The sequence below is a fragment of the Pedobacter chinensis genome (assembly GCF_003339865.1).
GTDB classification, from domain to species: domain Bacteria; phylum Bacteroidota; class Bacteroidia; order Sphingobacteriales; family Sphingobacteriaceae; genus Pedobacter; species Pedobacter chinensis.
Genome location: NZ_QPKV01000003.1, coordinates 684,952 through 708,781, shown reverse-complemented (window position 1 = coordinate 708,781; position 23,830 = coordinate 684,952). Strand labels below are relative to the sequence as shown.

Annotated in this window: 19 protein-coding genes; 13 read left to right on the top strand and 6 right to left on the bottom strand. The window is 36.6% G+C overall.

Annotation, left to right across the window (positions count from 1 at the left end):
• Window positions 1-195: 195 nt before the first annotated feature.
• On the bottom strand, window positions 196-672 hold the full coding sequence (locus DU508_RS08405; RefSeq protein ID WP_115402371.1) for an OsmC family protein: 477 nt from the start codon (window positions 670-672) through the stop codon (window positions 196-198).
• A 196-nt stretch (window positions 673-868) separates the two neighbouring features.
• Between DU508_RS08405 and DU508_RS08400 the strand changes: the two genes are divergently transcribed.
• The gene (locus tag DU508_RS08400; protein WP_115402370.1) at window positions 869-1,879 is read left to right on the top strand and encodes a PorP/SprF family type IX secretion system membrane protein; all 1,011 of its coding nucleotides are present in this window, start codon (window positions 869-871) and stop codon (window positions 1,877-1,879) included.
• Here DU508_RS08400 and DU508_RS08395 read toward each other — a convergent pair.
• Together DU508_RS08395 and DU508_RS08390 are read right to left on the bottom strand one after the other, a co-directional pair.
• Entirely contained in the window at window positions 1,876-5,385 is a 3,510-nt protein-coding gene (locus tag DU508_RS08395) for a T9SS type B sorting domain-containing protein (RefSeq protein ID WP_115402369.1), read from the bottom strand. The two genes, DU508_RS08400 and DU508_RS08395, sit on opposite strands and share 4 nt — an antisense overlap.
• Before the next feature lie 107 nt (window positions 5,386-5,492).
• The gene (locus DU508_RS08390; RefSeq protein ID WP_115402368.1) at window positions 5,493-6,443 is read right to left on the bottom strand and encodes an NAD(P)-dependent oxidoreductase; all 951 of its coding nucleotides are present in this window, start codon (window positions 6,441-6,443) and stop codon (window positions 5,493-5,495) included.
• Between the two features lie 261 nt (window positions 6,444-6,704).
• On the opposite strand from DU508_RS08390, the gene DU508_RS08385 reads away from it, so the two are divergent.
• The 5 genes from DU508_RS08385 (at window position 6,705) to DU508_RS08365 (ending at window position 14,699) form a co-directional block, all read left to right on the top strand.
• On the top strand, window positions 6,705-9,197 hold the full coding sequence (locus DU508_RS08385; protein ID WP_115402367.1) for a TonB-dependent receptor domain-containing protein: 2,493 nt from the start codon (window positions 6,705-6,707) through the stop codon (window positions 9,195-9,197).
• A 60-nt stretch (window positions 9,198-9,257) separates the two neighbouring features.
• Entirely contained in the window at window positions 9,258-11,681 is a 2,424-nt protein-coding gene (locus tag DU508_RS08380) for an outer membrane beta-barrel protein (protein ID WP_115402366.1), read from the top strand.
• A 35-nt stretch (window positions 11,682-11,716) separates the two neighbouring features.
• Window positions 11,717-12,271: an NUDIX domain-containing protein gene (locus tag DU508_RS08375; RefSeq protein ID WP_115402365.1), complete on the top strand. Its 555-nt coding sequence runs from the start codon at window positions 11,717-11,719 to the stop codon at window positions 12,269-12,271.
• A 1,183-nt stretch (window positions 12,272-13,454) separates the two neighbouring features.
• Entirely contained in the window at window positions 13,455-13,862 is a 408-nt protein-coding gene (gene tnpA, locus DU508_RS08370) for an IS200/IS605 family transposase (protein WP_233509425.1), read from the top strand.
• Window positions 13,863-13,952: 90 nt separating this feature from the next.
• On the top strand, window positions 13,953-14,699 hold the full coding sequence (locus tag DU508_RS08365) for a lysophospholipid acyltransferase family protein (RefSeq protein WP_115402364.1): 747 nt from the start codon (window positions 13,953-13,955) through the stop codon (window positions 14,697-14,699).
• A 73-nt stretch (window positions 14,700-14,772) separates the two neighbouring features.
• On the opposite strand, the gene DU508_RS08360 is transcribed toward DU508_RS08365, so the two are convergent.
• Together DU508_RS08360 and DU508_RS08355 are read right to left on the bottom strand one after the other, a co-directional pair.
• Window positions 14,773-15,522 carry a LytR/AlgR family response regulator transcription factor gene (locus DU508_RS08360; protein ID WP_115402363.1) on the bottom strand — a complete coding sequence of 250 codons (750 nt, stop codon included), beginning with the start codon at window positions 15,520-15,522 and terminating at the stop codon, window positions 14,773-14,775.
• Window positions 15,523-15,581: 59 nt separating this feature from the next.
• Window positions 15,582-16,616 (bottom strand): sensor histidine kinase, encoded by a 1,035-nt coding sequence (locus DU508_RS08355; RefSeq protein WP_115402362.1) that lies wholly within the window; start codon window positions 16,614-16,616, stop codon window positions 15,582-15,584.
• Between the two features lie 254 nt (window positions 16,617-16,870).
• Between DU508_RS08355 and DU508_RS08350 the strand changes: the two genes are divergently transcribed.
• From DU508_RS08350 to DU508_RS08335, 4 genes are all read left to right on the top strand, one after another.
• On the top strand, window positions 16,871-17,125 hold the full coding sequence (locus DU508_RS08350) for a hypothetical protein (RefSeq protein WP_115402361.1): 255 nt from the start codon (window positions 16,871-16,873) through the stop codon (window positions 17,123-17,125).
• A gap of 4 nt (window positions 17,126-17,129) precedes the next feature.
• Window positions 17,130-18,038: an ABC transporter ATP-binding protein gene (locus DU508_RS08345; RefSeq protein WP_115402360.1), complete on the top strand. Its 909-nt coding sequence runs from the start codon at window positions 17,130-17,132 to the stop codon at window positions 18,036-18,038.
• Between the two features lies 1 nt (window position 18,039).
• The gene (locus DU508_RS08340) at window positions 18,040-18,837 is read left to right on the top strand and encodes an ABC transporter permease (protein ID WP_115402359.1); all 798 of its coding nucleotides are present in this window, start codon (window positions 18,040-18,042) and stop codon (window positions 18,835-18,837) included.
• Between the two features lie 256 nt (window positions 18,838-19,093).
• Window positions 19,094-20,665, top strand: coding sequence for a M28 family metallopeptidase (locus DU508_RS08335; protein WP_233509423.1), 1,572 nt, complete (start codon window positions 19,094-19,096; stop codon window positions 20,663-20,665).
• Between the two features lie 101 nt (window positions 20,666-20,766).
• On the opposite strand, the gene DU508_RS08330 is transcribed toward DU508_RS08335, so the two are convergent.
• Window positions 20,767-21,003, bottom strand: coding sequence for a response regulator transcription factor (locus tag DU508_RS08330; protein WP_115402358.1), 237 nt, complete (start codon window positions 21,001-21,003; stop codon window positions 20,767-20,769).
• 273 nt (window positions 21,004-21,276) lie between these two features.
• Between DU508_RS08330 and DU508_RS08325 the strand changes: the two genes are divergently transcribed.
• From DU508_RS08325 to DU508_RS08315, 3 genes are all read left to right on the top strand, one after another.
• The gene (locus DU508_RS08325) at window positions 21,277-21,663 is read left to right on the top strand and encodes a hypothetical protein (RefSeq protein ID WP_115402357.1); all 387 of its coding nucleotides are present in this window, start codon (window positions 21,277-21,279) and stop codon (window positions 21,661-21,663) included.
• A gap of 755 nt (window positions 21,664-22,418) precedes the next feature.
• On the top strand, window positions 22,419-23,072 hold the full coding sequence (locus DU508_RS08320) for a sensor histidine kinase (RefSeq protein ID WP_158542140.1): 654 nt from the start codon (window positions 22,419-22,421) through the stop codon (window positions 23,070-23,072).
• Between the two features lie 3 nt (window positions 23,073-23,075).
• Entirely contained in the window at window positions 23,076-23,717 is a 642-nt protein-coding gene (locus DU508_RS08315) for a response regulator transcription factor (protein ID WP_115402355.1), read from the top strand.
• Window positions 23,718-23,830: the final 113 nt, after the last annotated feature.

The following is a 23,830-nucleotide window of genomic DNA, read 5'->3' as shown; positions in this document are numbered from 1 at the left end:
GCAATTGGTATAAATTCAACTTAACCCTATCAAAAACTGCAAACTGAAAGCTGTCTGTTTGTGTTTAGGCTTTGAAATTGAAACTCTTAAAGTCGGGATTGCAAATCCCGACTAACTGCTACTGTGAATTGATTATATTAATGAACTGAAAATTGCACTGTTAATTGTTAACCGAAAACTGCCAACTGAAAACTGCTAACTGTTCTCCGCCTTACAAACTGGTTGGTGTTTAACTGGAAAATTCAATGAATTAGCAATAAAACACATTTTATTGGCTTCCTGATGAAGAGATTCTGCAAGTTCAAAATGTGCCTTATCGGCAATTAAAACCTGCGGATGTAAAGTAACTTCTTTAAACTTACCGCTCCCATCTGCTGATTCTTCCATTGTTCCAACTGCTTCATCTTTATAATCGATTACCACAATTTCATTTTTTGAGCACAGGTGTAAATACCAAAGCATATGGCAACTTGAAATAGAAGCTAATAACAAATCTTCAGGATTGTATTTAGATTTATCGCCAAGAAAAGCAGAATCAGATGATCCGGAAATATCGGCCTTGCCATTAACAGAAATTACATAATCGCGATCGTACGAACGGTAATCCATTGTACCCGAGCCTTTATTGCCCGTCCAGGTGACAGTTGTAGAATATTGATGGTTTTTCGGCATGATATAATTAGTTAGAATTTGTATCCAATTTAGGAAAATAATATGGATTTGTGAACAGATTCTGGCGAAAGTAAATCAAAAGGCAATTTTATTTATGCTATAAAAATTTATAATTCCATACAACTTACTATCTTAGCAGTAATATTATTAACACAGCAAGTTGATTGATATTAAACCAGATAACGCCTCACAACAAATGAAGTTTTTTTACAATCTCGCTTTACTGATCTCTTTGGGCATGATATCATACGCTCAGGAGGTACCGAGAAGTACACAATATATTTTCAATAATATTCTGCTCAACCCCGCTTTAGCTGGAATTGACAATTATACCGATTTAAAGCTGGGCTATAGAAAACAATGGAGTGGATTGGAAGGTGCGCCCAGTACTCAATACTTATCATTAAGTACCGCAATAGGTGAAGAATTTATCAGGAGCAATGTTAACTCTTTTTCGGGCGCCGGAAATAATCCAATGAGCAGAAGCCAGGTTAATAACTTTAGTGCAGCAGAACCACATCATGGAATTGGTTTAGTGGCCATGACTGATAAAGCGGGTTTAATCAGGCAAACCAGCGTAAATGGAACTTATGCTTATCATCTTGGCCTTACCACCGAGGTTAATTTATCCCTAGGTATATCTGCGGGGTTTAATTCCATAAATATTGATGTAAGGAGAATTATTGCCGATGAATCCGGAGATCCATTATTCTCTGCTAATAACAACAATAGAATCAGGCCAGATGTTGGTGCAGGTATTTGGTTATACAGTCCCCGCTTTTTTGTTGGTGCCTCAGCCAAGCAGCTTTTAGGCTCAACAACGATAGCAGAAAGCAATCAGGTAAAAACTTCTCCTTACCAAAAAACAGCATTTTACGCTACAGCTGGGTATAAGATATTTCTTGATGAAGATATCGCTATGATCCCATCAACATTAATTAGTTATTGGGCTAACTCCCCTGCCGCTTTTGATGCTAATTTAAAATTCGCTTATCAGGATAAATTCTGGGTTGGTAGCAGTTTCAGAAATAATGATTCATTTTCTTTGTTAGCTGGTTTTAACATTGCCTCGTTAGTCAACTTAAGTTACTCATACGACGTTAATACTTCCGGATTAAGATCGGTAAACAATGGAACCCATGAAATTGTACTTGGCATATTATTAAACAATCGTTATCAGGTAAGTTGCCCAAGCAGGCAGTTTTAACGCAAGAGTGTAATACTGCCTGCTAATGGTTTACATTCTGCCCTTAAATCAATAACATAATAATATACTCCTGCCGGAAGCTCTTTATCTCTAAAACGTCCATCAAAAGGCTTTAAATAATTCCCGATTGATTCGTAAACCAATTGTCCGCCTCTGGTATATATTTTAATGTTGGTTCCTTTAAAATCAGGAAGTCCTCTGATTACCCAATAGTCATTCATTCCATCTCCGTTTGGTGTCATGGTGTTGGTAACTTCCAGGTTATCATGCGTAACCTCAATATGTACCGGAGTAAAATCGCTATAGCAGGTGCCTAATTTCCTTCTAACAAAATAATCGGCGGTTTTGCTTACTTTAAAATGAAAAGCTCCTGTGTTTGTTTCTAAAATCGGAAGCTCATCCTCTAAAGATTCATATAGCTGATAAGTTCCTTCTTCGGGAGCAGTAACAGGCAATATGATATCCGAAACATAGCAAACGCGTAAATCGCTCACAACAGGTGTAGAAATTTTAAACGGCTCATCAAGTACAACATATTCTTCGCTAATGGCATAACCACAATTTGTTTTATCCCTAACTTCCAAACGATAAGTTCCTGCTCCTACATTGATCAGGTCCTGAGTGTACTGTACAGCTTCTCCAGCTGCATTTATCCACTTAAAATCGTAAGCAGGCACACCTCCAATCACTTGCACTCCTTTAACAGCACCTCTTTTCAAACCGCAGCCATCCTTAATGGAAGTTCCGGTATTACTGACTATACCAAGCTTCGGAATAATGCCAATAACAAATGGCCCTAAAACTGAAGGACAATTATTGATATCAAAGGTGAATAACCGATAATTACCGGCAGGTAAATTTTTCAGCTCACTAACTGTTCCGGGAATTACAACACCTGATTCATCCCTCCACTCATACCTTGTTGGTGTAACTGATGTGAAATTTAAATTTATACTCCCGTTTTGCAATCCGCAGGTTGTGGAGTTAACGGTTTGTGAATATGTAAAAACCGTTGGAGCCGTTGCAGAAATTAAAAATGTTTTAGTTAAAGCACATGTAGAAAGTGTATTAGTCGCTTTCAAAGTATAAGTACCCGGTGCCAAATCAGTTATTTTAATGGACATGCCAGGCGAATAAGTGCCTTTTTTAATACTAATTCCTGTTGGTCCAATCCACTCATAGGTATCCGCATCAGTGATGGAAACATTATCAATAATACCGTTATCATCGCCACATCTTGCCGGCGTTCGGATACCATCGGTAATGGTTACGGTATTATATGTATTGATAAAAAATGATTGGCTAACCGGAGAACATTGACCTTCATCGGTTACAGTTAAAACATAATTTCCACCCTCTACATCCTCTAAATCAAGCGTTGTGGCAATGACATCGGTACCGGGCACACCAGTTAAAGGATCACGCTTAAACCATTTATATGTTAAGGCTCCGGTAGCATCAGTAATGGTTATACCTTTTATTGAACCATTGGTTTTACCACAAGCTGCCGGGGTTGTTGTAGCTGGACTACCAATTTTAGGTTGTGGTTTCCGCTTAATTTCTACAGGATCTGATGTTAATTTACAAGAAGCTTCATCAGTAACACGAACAGAGTACGTGCCTTCAGGCAGCGTTGCCGGATTGCTTGTGCTGACCACAACATTAGCACTATTTAGCCACTCAAAACGTAGCGTTCCTTTTCCACGCAAAACTTCGGCAGTAAAAACAAAACTGGTTTGCCCGCAAGCCGGCACCGGAGGAATTATGGCTGGTTTGGTTAATTTCTGATCTTTGATTACAAATACAGATGGAAAAGCTTTACATCCATCATCAACAGTAACTTCATAAGTTCCAACATCTAACCCTGAAATACTTTGTGTATTGCCTTTAGGCACACGAGTTCCGTCGGTTTCAATTTTTACCCAGGTAAAAGTAAATCCTTCACGTTCTTCAGGTATTGTTATTGATCCGTCAGCATTACAGGTTACGGGCTCCACTATGGCTTCGTTCGGCAATAATTCTGCAGTAGAAAATGGAGATGTGGTTGCATTAAGTAAACTTGCAGTAGCCGTAACCATGCCATTTAATGTTCCGTTGTATTGCCATCTCCCATCGCTACCTGCCTGCACCGTGGCGATATAAGTTTTACCCTCGCAAATACCATTGCAGTTTACAGTGTAAAAGAGCTCCACCTCTGAATTTGCAGAGGCCTTACCCGATACACCTGTAGCATTTTTCTTTAAAATTTGAATAGTAGGTTGAAGAATTGACAGGGTTTTTCCAATACCAAATGTTTTATTACAAAAGAAACTGTTTCGGGTAATTTTAACTGGTCTGGAAGATACAGTCTCCACTCCAAAACTATTATTTGCAATTAAGTTGACTTCTGCAGAAGTGGCGCCACCAATGGTACCCGCAGCGTTGCTTTCAATTTTTACACCAATTCCATTGCCCATTACCACTGTTCCGGCGGCATCAGTTCCAATGGCATTGCCTGTTAATATAAAATCAGCATTGGCAATTGAAACGCCTGTTGTTCTGTTACCGCCAATAATATTGTTGCGAATGTACAAGGCCGTATTTACAGCATTAACCTTTAATCCGGCAATTTCTAAAGACGATGAAGAAAGGAAAACCGGCAGTTCGTGAAAATCCTTTTTCCCTGTATAATCAACGCCAATTTTGTTATTAACAATGTTGATGTCAAATCTGGTTCCTGTTGAGGATGATCGCGTAACATCCAGATTGATCCGGTTGGCTGCAATCACATTTCCTTCCCCGGTATTGTCTCCTCCTACATCTAAAGCACAATCATACAAATTTGCAGCAATGCCAAATACGTTCGTGTTGGGTGTAATGCCATCATAGATCACTCCAATAAGATTAGATTGGATTTTAATTTTTGAAGCAGTAACATTGCTGTAGTAATAACTATTTTGCACCACTATTCCATTAATGTTACCTCCAATCACATTTCCTTTTCCTGGTGCACCAATGGTTATGTTGTTTGCCCGGTAATCAATCACTATTCCCGATCCCTGGGCTGTATTAACATTTTGTAAGTTTGTAATTGTGGCAAAATTTCTGATATATAAGCCATAAATTTCCACTCCTGTTGTTTGTACTGATGTTGATGAGTATTGGCCGATTACCAATCCTGAAAATGTTGTATTGGTATATTCCGGCTCTAATATTATTTTCGCGCCAGATACTCCAAGTGCAGGCCAGTTTGCCTGAGATGATCCATCAATAACCACATTTGAAGTCACTACAGGCAATGCTGTACGCAATCGAATGGTTCGATTGGCGTGATCAGTAGCAACTCCGGGCAAATTAAAATTAATGATAAATGTGGCTGTTCTGTTTGCTGCAGATGCTTGAGTTAATGCTTCTCTTAATGTACCGGGGCCGCTATCGGCATTACTCGTTACAGTATAAGTTTGTGCATAAAGCGTGTTAAAGCAAAGAATGCCAATAAATATGAACAGAAGTTTGGAGAGACGCATAAGTTTATTTGATCCTGCCAAAATACAAATAAACTTGCTAGTGTTTAAGTCTTTAGTTTAAAAAGATCTATTTTTTTTAATCTAAAGACTCAAAATGTAGTGCGGCATCAACCCTGATTTACATTTTGATATTCAAAAGATAAATGTTTTAATTTATCTGCCAGTACCTCCGATATTTTACGATAAGAATCAAATGTCCACCCACCAACATGAGGTGTTAAAATAATTTTTTCATTGTTTCTTAATTCTTCATACCAAGATTGCTCCGCCAAAGCCGGAAATTTTTCTGTTTGCAAAACATCTAACCCTGCGCCTAAAATTTTGCCTGACTGAAGTGCATTTAAAACTGCTTGTGTGTTTACAATCTCTCCTCTGGCCGTATTAATCAAGAAAATTGGTTTTTTAAAGTGAAAGAAATATTCATCATCAACCATCTGTCTGGTTTCTGTAGTTAAAGGAATATGGAAGCTTAATACATCGCTATATTTCACAATTTCTTCCATACTTACTTCACGGGCAAAAGCATCAGAAAAACCAGTTTTATATTTATCATAAGCCATAACATCAACCTCAAAACCGGCAAGTTTTTTGGCGAAGCTTTGTCCCATGAAACCATAACCGATAATGCCAACCTTTTTGCCTTTTAATTCATAACCCCGGTTTCCCTCCCGATCCCAAATCCCATTTCTGATTTCTATATCGGCTTTGCGAAAATTATTCATTAAAGATAGAAGTAAGCCCGTTGCGTGTTCTCCAACAGCATCGCAATTCCCCTCGGGGGCATTAATTAATTCTATATTTCGCTCAAAAGCTATTTTATCGTCAATATTATCCAAACCAGCACCAGCGCGGGCCACGAATTTTAAATTTGGAGCAGCCGCGAAAACTTCAGCATCAATTCTAAATTTGGTTCTTACGGCAATTCCTATATAATTTTTAATCCTATCCAAAGTTTGTTGACGGGTGATCTGAGGTTCATCATCAACCTGATAACCCATCGCAATTGCCCGCTCTTTAAAAGCCGGGTGTAAATCATCAACAATTAATATTTTCTTCATGTTAAAGCAAAAGTAACAATATGGTGGCTTTTAAACTCTTTAATTAATCAAATGTTTTTAAAATCAAGGGTTTTACAATGCCGCAGATCAATGCTTTTAAAAGTGATTGGTCAAAGGAAATTTCAATCTGCCAACCCTTAATTAAGCTCACAAAAATTTTACTATAATATGGCTGTAATAAAATAGTTACGGCTCCTTAATTAAACTTACTTGCCGTTACTTTGTCTCCCTTTACAAGAACACACAATATATATTATTTTAATGAGAATTTTAAAATCAGGAACGATACAGATTACACTATTACTAATAAGTTTATCCTTTGGTCTTTTTGCACAAACAGGTGGCAAAGCCAAAATCACAGGTACACTTAAAGATGCTACCACACAAGAGACAATTCCATTTGCGACAGCGGTTTTAATTGATAAAGCAACAGCTAAAAATGTTAAAATAGCCCAAACCGATGTTAACGGTGCTTTTGTTATGGCTGATTTGCCTGCAGGAACTTTTACCTTCAAAATCAGTTTTGTTGGTTATCAAACCATGGTTAGAGATAACGTGACCATCACTGCTGCAACAGGAACTTTAAACTTCGGCGATATTAAAATGAATACCGCAAAAGGAAACATACTCAGCGAAATTACTGTAACAGGCCAGAAACAAGGCATGCAGATGGGCATTGATAAAAAGATTTTTTCAGTTGATCAAAGCTTGGTTAGCGAAGGTGGTTCAGCCGGAGATTTATTGCAAAACGTACCTTCCGTTTCAACAGATATGGATGGTAATGTAAGTTTGCGTGGATCAAGCGGCGTTAGGGTATTGATTGATGGCAAACCATCATTAATTGCAGGAGGAAATGTTGCCCAGATTCTTCAGTCAATCCCTGCAAGTTCTATCGAAAGTGTTGAAGTGATTACGAATCCATCCGCAAAATATGACGCAGAAGGACAATCAGGAATCATTAACATTGTGTTAAAGAAAAACACTAAACTAGGTTTTAATGGCTCTGTGGCATTAACGGCTGGTAATAGAGATAATTACAATGGCAATACCAACTTGAGTTTCCAAAACAGTAAGGTAAATATTTATGGAAATTACAGTTATCGCTACGGAAACAGAATTGGTGGCGGTTTTCAGGATATCACTTATAGAAACTCTGCAACTTCTACAGCTTTTGCAAACCAGAGCACCTCATCTTCATCGTTAGATAAAGGGCATAACGCCAAAGCTGGAATTGACTATTACATTACGCCAAAAAGCATTGTAAGTTTATCTGGTGGATTTAACTCAAGAGAAAATGATCGTGATGAATATGTAGATATCAGACAATTAAGTTCAGGACTAAATCCGGTTTTATTCAGTAACAGGAACAATGTGAACAACGGCGATGGAAACAGTTATGATTTAAACCTGGATTATGTTCAAAAGTTTAAAAAACCTAAAGAAGAACTGACTTTCAACTTTGGTTATTCTAATGGCACCAATAACAATAACCAGGCTTATAACACTATTATTACCAATAGAAATGGTTCTGATGTAAATATAAACCCAAGTTTGCAACGTATTTTCAATACCGGCGAAAACACAAACTATAACATTCAGGCAGATTACGCATTACCTGTCGGCAAAACCGGAAAAATTGAGGCTGGATACCGCAGCCAGATTCGCTTGGGAGATAACGATCAATATGCCGATTCAGTTCTAACAAATACGAATGTAGTGATTAGAAACAACAAGTTAATCAATGATTTCAGCAGTAAAGACCAGGTTCATGCTTTATATTTAAATTACCAGAACCAGATTAAAGATTTCGGTTATCAGGTTGGTTTAAGAGCTGAAGATGCCCGTTTAGATACTTATTTAGAAGGTTATAACGAAAACGTTTTAACTGCCAGTGAAGGCAATATTCATTACAAAAGATTGTACCCAAGTATTTTCTTAACCCAAAAGCTGAAAGGAGATCAGCAACTTCAGTTGAGTTACACACGTCGTGTGAATCGCCCTCGTGCCTGGGATACCAATCCATTTTTAGATGTTTCAGACCCATTGAATTATAGAGCAGGTAATCCAAATTTATATCCGGAAGATGTGCATTCATTTGAATTAGGCTATAGCAAATACTTTAAGAAAGTAACTTTAACATCAAGTCTTTATTTCCGTCAAACCAATGATGTTATTCAGCGTGTAAGAAGTGTTCCTGATGCTAATGGTATTATTACCACCACGCCTCAAAACTTAACACGCCAGATAAACAGCGGTTTAGAGTTAATTGGTCGTTTTGATTTAATTAAAGCATTAAACTTCACTACCAACGTAAATTTATATCAACAAAAATTTGATGGCGATGCCAGATATAATATTGCTGACAGAAGTGGCTTCAGCTGGAATGCGAACATTACCGGAAATTTAACTGTAGTTAAAAATGTGTCTATTCAGGTACGTGGAGATTACCGTGCTCCTGAAGTGATGGCGCAGGGAAAACGCAACGCGATGTACGGAATTGATGGTGGTGCGAAATATGATTTCCCGAACAAAAAGGCATCGCTTAGCTTTAACATCAGAGATGTATTTAATACCCGAAGATGGAGCATGACCACTGATGACAACTTTACGCTTATTGATTTCCAACGTCGGATGCAAGGTACAATGGGGAATTTAACCTTCTCCTATCGTTTTGGAAAAACAACTTTTAATTTAAACAAGTCTAAGAAAAAAGAAGAACAACAAGATAACCGTCCTGATGAAGGATCATTTTAATTTTGAAAAAGGCGTTTAAAAACTTAGTTTAAACGCCTTTTTTATAAACCAAACCAAACATTGAAAAAACGTCTCCCGAAATTATATTTCTTTCTGTTGGTTTTCCTTTTCGGCACCTCTGCATTTTCGGCCGAAAAAGGAGTAATAAGCGGAAAAGTTGTAGAAGAAGTTGGTGGATTATCAATTCCATCAGCAATTATATCCGTTTATCTTGAGGGTACAGAGCAACCATTAATTACCTCTGCAACTGATGAAGATGGTTTTTTCAGCATAAAAAATTTAAAGCCCGGTAATTACCGGATCAAAATAAGTTTTGTGGGTTATGCTCCATTGATTGTGAATGGAATAGTCATCACTGAAAAAGATTTTGATAAAAACCTTGGTTCTTTAAAATTAAGTTCCGAACAAAATTCCTTACAGGAAGTAACCATAACCGTTCAAAAACCAACTATCGAATTTGGAGCAGATGGTGTAACTTATAACGTTGGCTCATCTCTTTTAGCTGAAGGAAGTACAGCCACTGATGTTTTAAAGAATGTACCAATGGTTCAGGTAGATATTGACGGAAACGCAACCATTGCCGGCAAAAAAAGCACACGTGTTTTTATTGATGGGAAACCCTCTGATTATATGACATCCAATATCGCAGATTTGTTAAATGTTTTACCTTCTGATGCGATTGAAAAAATTGAAGTACTTACCAATCCACCCGCAAAATATAGTGGCGACGGCGAGGGCATTATCAACATTGTAATGAAAAAAGGCTTTAAAGTTGGTTTTAATGGAAATATTGGAGTTGCTGGCGGGGTACAAGGAAATGGAAATGCCAATACCAATGCTTCTTATCGGGGTAAATCTTATGCAATAAACGGGAGTGCAGCCTATCGTTATAATGTTGGCCGAGGAGACAACCACAGCTATCGTGAAAACTTTTTTCCTGATACTACTTTTTATTACGATCAGTTTGGTGGTTACAAAAACAAAAACAGAGGTGCAAACTTTAGATTAGGTTTCGATTGGGATATTACTCCAAAGCAAAACCTCCGCTTATCAACCAATCTTAATGATAACAAATCCTCTTCAAACTCAACTAACGATCTTCATTATCTGAATCAGGAATTAATTGAGAAACGGTTACGAAACCAGGTAAACTCTGGAAACGGAAAGAGTAATAATTTCGTAATCAATGCTGATTATAAGCTACAAACCGATACAAGTGGTGGAAATTTATCGCTCGGCTTAACTTTCAATACCAATGGGAGCTTAGACCTTAGAAGTTATAATACAACTTATGCACCAACAGGAGTTTCAAAACCAACTTTGCAACAAAACAACAATGATATTGGCAATAACGGCTTAACCTTCAATCTCGATTACGATAAACCAGTTTTTAAAAAAAGAGATCGTATAGAACTTGGTTTGGCTTACAACTACCGAAAAAATGATAATGATTTACTGGTACAAAATTTCAATTTTCAAACAGAGCAATTTGTTACCAACAATAGGCTAAGTAACCAGTTTCTGTACAACGAAAATATTTTTGCAGGCTACGCTTCCTACAATTATCGGAACGCAGGGTGGGGAATAAAAACCGGGATCAGAACAGAATTAACAGATGTTGCTTTCGATCTTTCAACCGGAGAAAATTATAATGTTAAGCCTTATTTAAGTGTTTTTCCAAATTTATCACTTAACCGTTTTTTCAGAAAGCGATATAATTTTGGCGCCACCTACAGTGTTCGAATCAATCGCCCGAGAGAAAATGCGTTGAATCCGCAGGTCAATAATGTAGATACCTTGAACATCTCTTACGGAAATCCAAACCTTTCTCCGGCATACACGCATCAAATGGATCTTAGTTTTGGTGCGTTTGGCCAAAAATGGTCATTCACACCGCGACTTTCCTATTCTACCAGTCAGGGTGTAATTGAACGATACAGAACAGTGGTGCTGATTCCTGGATCAAGTTCTGCCCGATCGGAAAACACCTTTGACAATGTTGGAACCAACAATTCATTGGCTTTAATTTTAATTGGCAATTACCGCCCTACAAACAAAATATCCGCTAATGGTAACCTCAGCGTTATTCAAAGCAAATATACTTCTAAACTTAACAGTGCTCTGAATAGAGATGGTTTGAGTTTAAGAGGAAGTTTTGGTTTTTCGATGCAGTTACCGCAAAAAACGGCCTTCGAATCGAATCTTAATTATGCCAATAATGTCAATGCGCAAGGAAGAAACAAGGGTTCTGTCACTTCGAGTTTCTCGGCCAGGAAGATGTTCATGAGCAACAGACTAAATTTCAGGATTACACTAAATGATGTATTTGGAAACCGCAATAATACATTGTACAATGAAGGAGAAAACTTTAGACTCCAGAATTTCTCTACCAATAATACGCAAAACTTCATTTTTAGTTTAAACTACAGGTTTACAAAAATAGCGAAGAAGATTCCGCCACCAGCGGCCACAAAACCGCAATAAATTTTATTTCGCCATGGATATTATTAATTTGCAGCATGGAAGAACAAAATCCCTGGAAAACACTTGATAGTGAGATTAAATATGACAACAATTGGATTAAGGTAACCGAACATCAGGTCATCAATCCATCTGGTGGTAACGGAATTTATGGCGAGGTTCATTTCAAAAATTTAGCCATTGGAATTTTACCGTTGGATGAGCACTATAACACCTGGTTGGTTGGACAATATCGATTTCCCTTGAAAACTTACAGCTGGGAAATTCCAGAAGGTGGAGGGCCTTTAAACGAAGACCCATTAGAAAGCGCAAGAAGGGAATTATTGGAAGAAACCGGAATGAGTGCCAGAAACTGGAAAGAAATACAGCGCATGCATCTTTCCAATTCCGTCAGTGATGAACTGAGTATTATTTATATAGCAACTGATCTTATTCAGGGCATTGCAATGCCCGAGGAAACCGAGCAATTAGTGGTTAAGAAAATCCCTTTTGATGAAGCCTATCAAATGGTTTTAAATAACGAAATTACCGACTCGATGAGTGTTGCAGCCATTTTAAAAGCAAAATTGATGATGCTGGAAAATTTAATATAATTCCAAATGTCATGATTACACCAAATGTTCCTATGGAACATAAAAAAAATACATCATTTTTTTTACCCAGGATATATCCCTACGGGATATTTTGCGTTCATGCATATTCCGATAAGACATTTCGTGAAATGTAAATAGGATATTCCAGATCGTTACATGCCGTCAAAGCGCAATTTCCATCATTGACACCATTATAACCACCAAATGTTCCTACGGAACATAAAAAACACATCATTTTTTTTTATCCAAGATATATCCCTACGCGATATTTTGCATTCATGCATGTCCCAATAGGGACATCTCCTGGGTAGCAAATGTTTTTTCGTTCCACGGGAACCTCTCGTGAAATGTAAATAGGATATTCCAGATCGTTAACATGCCGTCAAAGCGCAATTTCCATCATTGACACCATCATAACCACCAAATGTTCCTACGGATTTTTTTCTACCCAGGATATATCCCTACGGGATATTTTACGTTCATGCATATCCCAATAGGGGCATTTCTTCGGTATTTTTTTCTGCCGATGATATATTCTACAGGATATTTTGCGTTCATGCATATCCCGATAGGGACATTTCCTCGGTATTTTTTTTCTGCCGAGAAACTATTCTACGGGATATTTTACGTTCATGCATATCGCCATAGAGAGCTTTCACTGGTAATTTTTTTTACCGAGAACTATTCTACGGAATATTTTGCATTCATGCATATCCAAATAGAGAACATTCATCGGTATTTTTTTCTACCGAAGATATCTCCTACAGGGCATTTTGCGTTCATGCATGTCCCAATAGGGGCATTTCCTCGGTATTTTTTTCTGCCGAGAACTATTCTACGGGATATTTTACGTTCATGCTTATCGCCATAGAGCACTTTCAACGGTAATTTTTTCTACCGAGGAGTGTAAAACTACAAGATATTTGCATTCATGCATGTCCCGATAGGGGCATTTTACCTGTATTTTTTACCGAGAACATATTATACGGAATATTTTGCGTTAATGCATATCCAAATAGAGAGCTTTTACCGGTAATTTTTCTGCCGAGGAGTGTAAAACTACAGGATATTTGCGCTCATGAATGTCCCAATAGGGACATCTCCTGGGTAGCACAAATAATGAAATGTTTTTTCGTTCCGTAGGAACGTTTCGTGAAATTAATTATCTTGAAAAAAAAACGATATGCCTAACACCTACACCCAAATCCACATCCAATTTGTTTTTGCAGTTAAATACCGTGCAGCTTTAATTGGTAAAGAATGGGAAGAAAGATTGTTGAAATACATCACAGGCATTATACAAGCCAATAATCATAAGATGATTCAAATAAACAACATGCCAGATCATATCCATATCCTTGTTGGTTTACGCACACATCAATCTATTTCAAGTTTAATTCAAAATGTAAAAACCGAGAGTTCAAAATGGATTAACGACCAGGGTTTCTTAAAATCAAAGTTTTCCTGGCAAGAAGGTTATGGCGCATTTTCCTATTCAAAAAGTCATGTTCCTAAAGTAATTCATTATATCCAAAATCAAAAAGAACACCATAAAAAAGAAACCTTTCTGGATGAGTACACCAATTTTTAAAAGCTTTTGAAATAGAATTTGAAGAAAAATACATCTTCAAAGAACCAGAATAATTATTCATTATCTTTGCGTTAATATTTAAACCTTAAAATGAGTAAACTTTTCGGATATCTCCTTAGTCCAGTTTTTTATATTTTTTTCGGATTGGTGCTTTGCATTTTCCACCCCATTCAATGGATTTGCTACAAACTTTTTGGCTATAAAGCACATAAAACTTCTGTTGATATATTGAATTTCTTTTTAACCTATTGCCAGTTATTTCTTTTAAACACCATCACATTTAAAAACGATTATAATTTACCAACAGACAGGCCAATCATATTTGCAGCGAATCATCAAAGCATGTACGATATTCCGGCGTTGATCTGGTTTTTGAGAAAACACAGTGCAAAATTCATTTCTAAAATAGAGTTGACGAAAGGAATTCCGTCCATATCCATCAATTTACGTTTAGGTGGTGGTGCAAACATCAACAGGAAAGATAACAAACAAGCCATTTCCGAAATCATTAAACTAGGCCGCAGAATGAAAGAAAACAACTGGAGCACCGTGATTTTCCCGGAAGGAACCAGGGCGAAAGATGGTCAGGTCAAGCCATTTCAATTTGGCGGAATTGCAACCCTTTTAAAGGCTGTACCTAATGCTTTGGTTGTTCCGGTGGCAATTGAAAACTCCTGGAAAATTGTACGCTTTGGCGTGTTTCCGCTCACAGCAGGCAACGCATTAAAATGGACGGTTTTAAAGCCAATTGAACCGGGCGTAAAAACACCAAACGAAATTACTTTGGAAGCAGAAACTGAAATCAGAAAAGTTTTAGGACAAGAAGTGCTTTTATAGTATTTAGATTCTAGTATCAATACATTTACGAACCTAACATCATGTTTTCCAATATTTGACTCTCAACCCGGAATTAAATATTCTTATTTCCTATTACCCTGAAAAACTCATCTCTGTAAGTATCTCCAACAGGAATGATTTTTTGATTGATCGTAATTCTGCTGCGCTCTATACTTTCAATTTTATCAACAGCCACAATGTAAGATTTGTGTACCCGAATGAATTGGCTTTGGGGTAGTGCCTCTTCCATCTTCTTCATACTTTGCAGTGTGATAACACGCTCATCTTTAGTAAAAATGGAAATATAATCTTTCAATCCTTCAATATATAAGATGTTGTGAAGGTAAATTTTCTGGATTTTGTGCTCGGTTTTAACGAAAATATAATCCTGAACAGGGTTGGCCGGAGCTGAAAAAGGGGCAGGTGTAACAATTGGCTGTGCTACGCTGGCCGGAACCTCAACTGGCTTAAACTGATTGTGTACTTTTTCTACCGCTTTATAAAAACGATCGAAAGCAATTGGTTTCAATAAATAATCAGAAACATTTAAATCATAGCTTTCTAAAGCATATTGAGGATAAGCGGTAGTTAAAATGTAATGGCATTTATTCCCGGCGATTTTCAAAAATTGAATTCCCGTTAATTCTGGCATTTGAATATCCAGAAATACCAGATCAATACCACCGCCTTGAACAACTTGCAGCGCTTCAATTGGATTTTCACACCTTTTAACTAACGTTAAAAATGGTACTTTAGAAATATAATCCTGCAAAATATCAAGCGCTAAAGGCTCATCATCAACAACAATACAATTTAAGTTCATTTTAGGTTTAAATTTTAATTAATGATTTTTTATTGAATTCGCTCCGTATTGGTTCCGAATTAAATATCAATCATCAGTTCACAGGTATAATGAGTAGCCGAATTTACAACATTTAATTTATATCTGTCAGGGTAAACAAGCTGTAATCTTCTTTCAACATTGGTTAATCCAACTCCACCCTGCGCATCTTTGTTCTGTTGATTCTTCTTATTAATCACACTGAAATGAAGAATTTTCTGATTCGCAATGATGTTAATTTTAACGGGATTTTCAGGATCGTTTACCACACCGTGTTTAAAAGCATTTTCAACAAAAGAAATCAACATCAGCGGAACAATCTTTTGATCATCAATTTCTCCATTTAAAGTAAGTTCTATATAAGCACCATCTTTAAACCTGATTTTCTGCAACTCAATATAGTTTGTTAAATAATCAACTTCCTTGCTTAATGCTACCGTTGGCGTGTTGCTTTCATATATCATGTATCGCATAATTTCCGAAAGTTTCATAATCGCATCAGCAGTTTTTTCTGATTTTTGGTAGGCAAGCGAATAAATGTTATTTAATGAATTGAAAAGAAAGTGTGGATTTAATTGTGATTTCAAAAATTGCAACTCCATTTCCCGGCGCTCGCTTTCCAGATTACGCTGAATGCGCTCACTGGAAAACCAATCGATTGTGAATTTTATAATACAGCTGCTGATCATAAAAAACCCAGAGAGAAAGGTTACAGCAATGATGAAGTTATGAATAGGAATTTCTATTTTCTTCCCCTTAGATCCAATATAAACTAAAACATCATCAGGATACAATACAGCAACAGCTGTTTTAGCAACTACAGCAAGAGCAATAATGAAAAGAAATACGAGTACATATAACCAATACTTTTTCCTTTTCTTTATTAATCCGGGAATTAAAAAAATGTAATTCAGGTAAAATATTGATACATTAATAATACCGTACACAACATAAGTAATAAAATAATCAGTAAGCGTATGTTTAGAATTGTCAAAAATATTGCTCGCAATTACGATCATCAATATTATTCCCCAAAAAATAGAGTGCAGAATTAAAGGACCTTTATTTGTCTTCATGAAAAATCTTTCTATTACTTAAAAAAATGCTGATTATTCATCATTTCTTTTGTGCACCCAAAATAAATAAACTTTATTTTCTAAAAGCATACAATCTACCAACTGGCATTTTTTTTCTACCAACGGTCGAAACGGCAAAATTTATCGACAAACAAGAAAAATGCCAGTTGATCTAGAATCTTGAACAATTGGTATAATACATTTTAGCAGCAAATTTTCATTGTGTTCCTTTGAATCATCAAAACGAAAACAACATGAAACCATCATCAGCAATCAACAAAAAAAACATAACAAATGCTGATGATAGTTTCATAGCCTTAACAATAAATAAACAGATCATGAAAAAATTAGCAAACACTTCGCCATTTTTACTTTTATTACTGCCAGTATTTATGATGCTTATTTTAACACTTATGATTAATACTAATCAAACTGATGCTGAAGTTGTGGTAAAACCTGCAACAAGCTCTAATGCCATTGTGAAACAAGCTACTGCTATTTTCAAATAGTATAATGAGTAATTTTGCAATCGAAACTGTAGGTTTAAATTTTAACTTCGGCAACCAAACCATAGTTAAAGATTTATCATTACAAGTACCAAAAGGCAGTATATACGGCTTTTTAGGTCCAAATGGTGCCGGAAAAACAACCACAATAAAAATTCTGCTTAATTTGCTCAAGTCTCCCGTAGATCAGGTTTTTATCTTTGGAAAAGAAATTAACAGTAATCGCATTGCAACGCTTAAACGAATTGGGGCATTGGTAGAACAACCAGCTATTTATGGCCATCTCTCCGGCAAGGAGAATTTAATCAATCGCTGCATTTTATTAGGAATAAAAAAAGCTAAGGCTGATGAAATGTTAGCATTGGTTGGTTTAACCGATGCCGCAAATAAAAAATCGAATAAATATTCCTTAGGAATGAAACAGCGCTTAGGCATTGCCCTGGCATTGGTTTCAGATCCAGAATTGTTGTTACTGGATGAACCAACAAACGGCTTAGATCCCAACGGTATTATCGAAATCAGAAACCTGATGATCGAATTAACAGCAAAACATAACAAAACCATTTTGGTTTCCAGTCATTTGCTTGCAGAAATTGAAAGAACCGCAACGCATGTTGGCATTATCAATAAAGGACAGCTGTTATTTCAAGGCACAATTGATGAACTTCATCTTCTGAGTAAGCCATTGTTAGAGATAGAAGTAGATCAGGTTGAAAATGCAAGTGCCTTTTTAACAAATTCAGGTTTTGAAATTGTTTCAAAAACCGATAAAAAAATCACTTTGCCATTTTCATCCGCAGAAGATAGTGGCAAGCTGAACACACTCCTTATTCAAAACGGCTTTACAATCTACAGTCTTTACAAACAACGTAAGGATCTCGAAAACCTATTCCTGGATATCACGAAAAACAATTAACATGCGCTCAATATATATATCATTAGTTTCCGAATTTTATAAATCCAGAAAAACACTTGCATTTTGGGCCGCAATTTTGCTTCCTGTGGGAATCTGCAGCCTGGTTACTTTTGGTTTTTATTCTGGTTCAGAAAAGGTGTTAAAAATGAATTACCCTGGTATGCTTCTTTGGGTAAGCTATGCTGGTGCCACATTAAATGTTATGGGCATGCTCATTATGCCTTTCTATGTAATGTTCATGGCATTTTCAGTAAATAACATCGAACATAAAAACGACACCTGGAAAACCCTGTTTGCACAACCCTTAAACAAATTCTCTATCTATACAGCCAAATATCTATTTGCAGTATTGCTCATCTTTATTTGTTTATTTCTTTTTGCAGCCCTAACTTTCGGTTTCGGCCACTTGCTACAAGCATTGATTCCCAAATACACATTCAGTCAATATAATCCATCAACATTTTTAATTAATTCTTACACCAAGTTATTCCTGTCATCATTAGGCATTTTATCCCTTCAATTTATATTAAGTTTAATCTTGGCCGATTTTCTTAAGCCCATAGGCATAGGTTTTGTCGGCACAATTATGGGAATTGTAACTGCAAGTTTAAAGTGGAAATATGCTTATTTAATTCCTTACAGTTTGCCCGCTTTAGCACTACAAGTTACCAAAATAGAAAAAGGGAAAGATCCTCTTGATTTTGAAATTTTCTCCCGGGAAATATGGACAAGTTTAACTTACGCAGCGGTTTTGTTTGTTGCCGGCTATTTCATTGTGACTAAAAAAAGCATCAAATAAATATATTTTTTTTTGAAAAGCAATTACAGTTTTTCATTTTAAGTGTCAGTCCTTCTTTACACTACAAGTCCGCTTCCAGGAAAAATGGAATGCGGGCTTTTCGTTTCAATAAGGTTTAGTTAACCTCGGCAATTACTAAACACTTCAGTTTTCACTTGCAGGTGCCATAAACCATTGTAAAAATATCATGGTAAAGTGAAAGCAAGTTTGTTAAACTGTAACTTAGCAATAACAACCAACCAACATTTTCATAAAAATGATCAAAAGATTTACAATTACAGCATTAGCCCTGGGCTTATGCTTTTCTGTGTTTGCGCAAGATACGCCAGATGCAGCTGTGGTACAAAAGATACGTAAGGCAGGTTTAGAAAACTCAAAAGTAATGGATATTGCCTTTAACCTTACTGATGTTTCAGGTCCACGATTATCAAATTCACCAGGCTTAAAAAGAGCTCAGGAATGGGCCGTTAAACAACTTACAGAATGGGGCCTTAAAAATGCACATCTCGAAGCCTGGGGTACCTTCGGAAAAGGGTGGCAGGTTGATAAATATTATGCCGCTACCACCGTTCCTTTTTATCATCCTATCATTGCTTCTCCTAAAGCCTGGACGCCTGGAACAAATGGCCCGGTTAAATCTGAAGTAATTTTAATTAAAGCCGATAGTGTTTCCGATCTGGCAAAGTATAAAGGAAAATTGGTTGGTAAAATTGTAATGATGGATCAGGGAACTCCGCTAACAAGCGGTCTTAAACCAGATTTCTCCCGCTATGCAGATTCTACCTTAGCACAAATGGCGGCAGCAAAACCAGCAGCAGCCGGAGCAGACAGACAACGTCCGGCTGGTGGGCCAATGGCAGACCGTATGGCACAAATGATGAAAATGCGTGAAATTCGTGCAGCAATGAGCGCTATGCTGGTAGAAGAAAAAGTAGCTTTAATTTTAACCTATGCCCGCGGTGGTCAGGGAACCTTCTTTACAAGTAACGGAGCATCTTACGCTTTAGATGCTAAACCAGTTTCACCAGAGCTGGAAGTTGCAGCAGAAGACTTCCTGCACATTTTACGTTTATTGCGTGCAGGTAAAACCGTAGAGGTTGAAGCCGATATTAAAACCTCATTTTACGATCAGGACCCTCAGGGATATAACGTTATTGCAGAAATTCCCGGAACGGATAAAAAGTTAAAGGACGAAGTGGTGATGATTGGTGGTCACTTTGACTCATGGCACGCAGCAACAGGCGCTACCGATAATGCTGCAGGATCTGCAGTGATGATGGAAGCGATGCGTATTTTAAAGGCAATAGATTTTAAACCAAAACGCACCATTCGCATTGCCCTTTGGAGCTCAGAAGAACAAGGTTTATTCGGGTCAAGAGGTTATGTAGCCAAACATTTCGGCGACCCGAAAACGATGGCTTTAACCCCAGACCAAAAGAAAATATCTGCATATTATAATTTAGATAATGGAACCGGAAAAATTCGTGGTGTTTATTTACAGGGAAATGCCGCCGCCGGACCAATCTTTCAAAACTGGTTAACGCCATTTAATGATCTGGGTGCAACAACCGTTACTATTAATAATACAGGTGGAACCGATCACCAGGCTTTTGATGCAGTTGGTATTCCAGGATTCCAGTTTATTCAGGATCCAGCCGATTATAATACCCGAACTCACCATAGCAACATGGATACTTATGATAGATTGGTTGAAGATGATTTGAAACAATCGGCAACAATTATTGCTTCATTTGTTTACAACACATCTCAACGCGAGGCACAAATCCCAAGAAAAGAACTTCCTGCACCTCAGGCAGCAAGACCATAAAAGGATTAATCTAATTTCAAAACAAAAGCCTGCCTTTTGATATTACTATCAAAAAAGCAGGCTTTGCTGTTTAGAGAGAGATGCGTTAAAAATGCAAATCTTTATTCCTTATAGGATAATATTTTTTCTTTAAATGCCCATACAATTAACTGGTAAGAATTTCTTAAATCAAGCTTTCTTACCATATTTCGCCGGTGAGTATTAACCGTATGCTCACTGATGGAGAGCAAATCACCAATTTCTTTACTATTATAACCTTTTGATAAAAGCCGCACTATTTCAACCTCCCGTTCAGTTATAGAGTCGTGATGATCTTGAAGTAGGATATTGTTTATCATCTTTTATAATTAAATATATTTAATGGCGTAATATTTTAGTTCTGCTAAATACCAAAAGGCGTATCCTTTAAGGATAGACAATTTTTGGTGTTTCAATAATAAACTTTTGGTTTGTTATTGTATTTCAAAAGTAATTGGTTGTACTGATTTATGAGTAGTATAAATCACCCTAAATAAAAGGGTAATTTTACGGTATCTAAAAACGAATATGCCTATTGCCAGAAACTTTCTAAATAACGACTTTAGAAAAAAAAACAAACTCTTAAAACTATTATGAACAAAGAAGCAAATTTTCAACCCATTGACAAGGAGGTAGCACAAGAAATGGTGAATGCCTATGCTAAAGAAGCAAGTAAAGATCCGAAATCTTACACCAAAGCAGTGTGGTTTCCAGCCGAGCAGATTTTAGAAATAGCAAAAAAACTAAGTGATGGCAAACATGATGGGTTAAGAATTTATTTCGCTCAATACACTAAAGATTCTTTAGATGGGTTGCCTCAGGAACATGAAGGTAGAAATACAGTATTACTTGTTCCTACTTTTGCAGCTGGACAAACCAATAAATTAGGCGATTTAACTGAAGAACATAAAGATGATACAGATGACATAGAGAATAGAGGTAATGTTTGCCCTCATCGATGCGAAGGAGTAGAGCTTTAACATATGCTCCTTTTTAACCCCATTGTTTGTATAGAACTGACCTGTCTTGCAGTTGCTGTTGTCTTTTTAATTAAAGACAAAACACTCTTCTGGCGATTAGCTTTGTGTTACCAAATTCTTGTATTTACAGTAGAATTGGCCGGCAGCTACATGGGCGGCCTGGGCATCCATAACCTATGGTTATACAACATATTTATATTCTTTGAGGCTAGTTTTATCTTTTATGGTATTCATCATTGTCTGAAGATATATACCAAGCAAAAAACAGCATTGATATTCGGACTGATATTAACCTGTATTATATACTTTTCATCTTTTATAATAAGGGGATTTCTAGTTTATAATTCTATAACGATCAGTGTAATGTCGGTAATATTTGTAATATTTACACTTTATTATTATTACCTTCTTTTAAAAGATTCATCTTTTATTGATATTAGAACGAATCCCGAATTTTGGTGGATAGCGGGAGTACTTTTCTATTATTTTGGCAGTACAATATCAAACATTTTCTATGATGTTTTGACCATAAATATTTTTGGTCATATGAGCTTAACGTATCTGATTTTTGTTATTTTATGCTTTATACTTTACGGCCTTTGGACATACTCCTATATATGCAGAGCGAAACAACGAAAATTGCAATCTTAATTGCTGTAGCAACTCTAATTTTCTTACTCATGCCAATTTTTCTCATGATGTACATTCGATCTTATAACAGACATAAGAAGAATCATATCTTAGAAAAAGAAAACATGAGAAGAGAGTTTGAGTCTGAAATGTTGCAAACCCGTATTGAAGTTCAGGAGAAGACAATGCAAACCATAGCCACAGAGTTGCATGATAATGTTGGCCAGCTCTTAAGTTTAACCACATTAACACTAAATTCAGTTAACCTTAACAATAGCGAAAAAGCAGCACAAAAAATTGAAAATTCTTTATCATTAGTAAACAAATCAATAAAGGAATTAAGAGAGCTGGCAAAATTGCTGCATGGCGAACAAATTGTCGAAACTGGCATTGGCAATGCCATACAGCAAGAAATAAACTGGCTGGAAAAAACAGGAACATTCGAACTTAGCGTAAGTAACCAACTGTTTGATCTGAAGGAAACTTCTCCAGATAAGGATCTTATCATTTTGCGCTTGCTTCAGGAAATTATCAATAACATTATCAAACATGCTAATGCAACAATCATTAGCCTCAACTTTTACCATGATAATCATATACTGCATCTCAGTGTAAAAGAAAATGGAGTTGGTTTTAATTATGAACGAATAAAAGCAAAGAAATCGGGCATGGGCTTAAATTCAATTTCGAAAAGAATTGAGATGATCAATGGAAAATTAATATTAAATTCAGCACCGAATAACGGCACCAATATATTAATCGAAATCCCCTATCCTTAAATCATGTCAACTCCACTTATCTCTATTGCTATTGTTGATGACCATACACTTTTTCGTTCCGGATTAGCCAGTTTACTAGATGAATTTGATGAGATTGAAGTGCTGTTTGAAGGGGTAAACGGGCAGGATCTTCAAAATAAAATAAAAAATTATCCTGATGTTCAGCTTATCCTGATGGATATTAATATGCCAGTAATGGATGGTTTTGCCGCCACAAAATGGATTAAGGAAAATTATCCAAACATTAATGTACTGGCATTAAGCATGCTGGAGGATGAAAAAGCAATTATAGGAATGCTTAAAGCAGGTGCAGGTGGTTATATGCTAAAAGAATCCACTCCTCTTGAGCTACTTGCGGCTATAAAGGCCATCACAGAAAAAGGATTTTTTGTTAACGACCTCGTTTCAGGACGACTTTTTGTTGCAATAAAAGATGGAGACTCAAAACCCGTTTTTAGTATACGAGAGCTTGCCTTTCTGCAACATTGCGCCAGCGAATTAACCTACCGTGAAATTGCAGATATAATGAATGTAAGCCCGCGAACCATTGATAATTATCGCGAATCTCTCTTTGCCAAGCTAAATATTAAATCGCGAACCGGTTTAGTGGTTTATGCAATCAAGAACGATCTTATTGTAATATAGTACTGTTTAGCCATAATCTTGCCAGCCTAAAAAATTTCTTGTTAAAATTTGGATAACTAAAAAATTAGTTTTAACTTTAGTTAGCAATATATATTGCTATTATCCTTATTACT

What these genes read in the sequence shown, in the direction of transcription:
- DU508_RS08405 (WP_115402371.1), bottom strand. Translation starts at nt 672, where the DNA reads ATGCCGAAAAACCATCAATATTCTACAACTGTCACCTGGACGGGCAAT.
- DU508_RS08400 (WP_115402370.1), top strand. Translation starts at nt 869, where the DNA reads ATGAAGTTTTTTTACAATCTCGCTTTACTGATCTCTTTGGGCATGATA.
- DU508_RS08395 (WP_115402369.1), bottom strand. Translation starts at nt 5,385, where the DNA reads ATGCGTCTCTCCAAACTTCTGTTCATATTTATTGGCATTCTTTGCTTT.
- DU508_RS08390 (WP_115402368.1), bottom strand. Translation starts at nt 6,443, where the DNA reads ATGAAGAAAATATTAATTGTTGATGATTTACACCCGGCTTTTAAAGAG.
- DU508_RS08385 (WP_115402367.1), top strand. Translation starts at nt 6,705, where the DNA reads ATGAGAATTTTAAAATCAGGAACGATACAGATTACACTATTACTAATA.
- DU508_RS08375 (WP_115402365.1), top strand. Translation starts at nt 11,717, where the DNA reads ATGGAAGAACAAAATCCCTGGAAAACACTTGATAGTGAGATTAAATAT.
- tnpA (WP_233509425.1), top strand. Translation starts at nt 13,455, where the DNA reads ATGCCTAACACCTACACCCAAATCCACATCCAATTTGTTTTTGCAGTT.
- DU508_RS08365 (WP_115402364.1), top strand. Translation starts at nt 13,953, where the DNA reads ATGAGTAAACTTTTCGGATATCTCCTTAGTCCAGTTTTTTATATTTTT.
- DU508_RS08360 (WP_115402363.1), bottom strand. Translation starts at nt 15,522, where the DNA reads ATGAACTTAAATTGTATTGTTGTTGATGATGAGCCTTTAGCGCTTGAT.
- DU508_RS08355 (WP_115402362.1), bottom strand. Translation starts at nt 16,616, where the DNA reads ATGAAGACAAATAAAGGTCCTTTAATTCTGCACTCTATTTTTTGGGGA.
- DU508_RS08350 (WP_115402361.1), top strand. Translation starts at nt 16,871, where the DNA reads ATGAAACCATCATCAGCAATCAACAAAAAAAACATAACAAATGCTGAT.
- DU508_RS08345 (WP_115402360.1), top strand. Translation starts at nt 17,130, where the DNA reads ATGAGTAATTTTGCAATCGAAACTGTAGGTTTAAATTTTAACTTCGGC.
- DU508_RS08340 (WP_115402359.1), top strand. Translation starts at nt 18,040, where the DNA reads ATGCGCTCAATATATATATCATTAGTTTCCGAATTTTATAAATCCAGA.
- DU508_RS08335 (WP_233509423.1), top strand. Translation starts at nt 19,094, where the DNA reads ATGATCAAAAGATTTACAATTACAGCATTAGCCCTGGGCTTATGCTTT.
- DU508_RS08330 (WP_115402358.1), bottom strand. Translation starts at nt 21,003, where the DNA reads ATGATAAACAATATCCTACTTCAAGATCATCACGACTCTATAACTGAA.
- DU508_RS08325 (WP_115402357.1), top strand. Translation starts at nt 21,277, where the DNA reads ATGAACAAAGAAGCAAATTTTCAACCCATTGACAAGGAGGTAGCACAA.
- DU508_RS08320 (WP_158542140.1), top strand. Translation starts at nt 22,419, where the DNA reads ATGAGAAGAGAGTTTGAGTCTGAAATGTTGCAAACCCGTATTGAAGTT.
- DU508_RS08315 (WP_115402355.1), top strand. Translation starts at nt 23,076, where the DNA reads ATGTCAACTCCACTTATCTCTATTGCTATTGTTGATGACCATACACTT.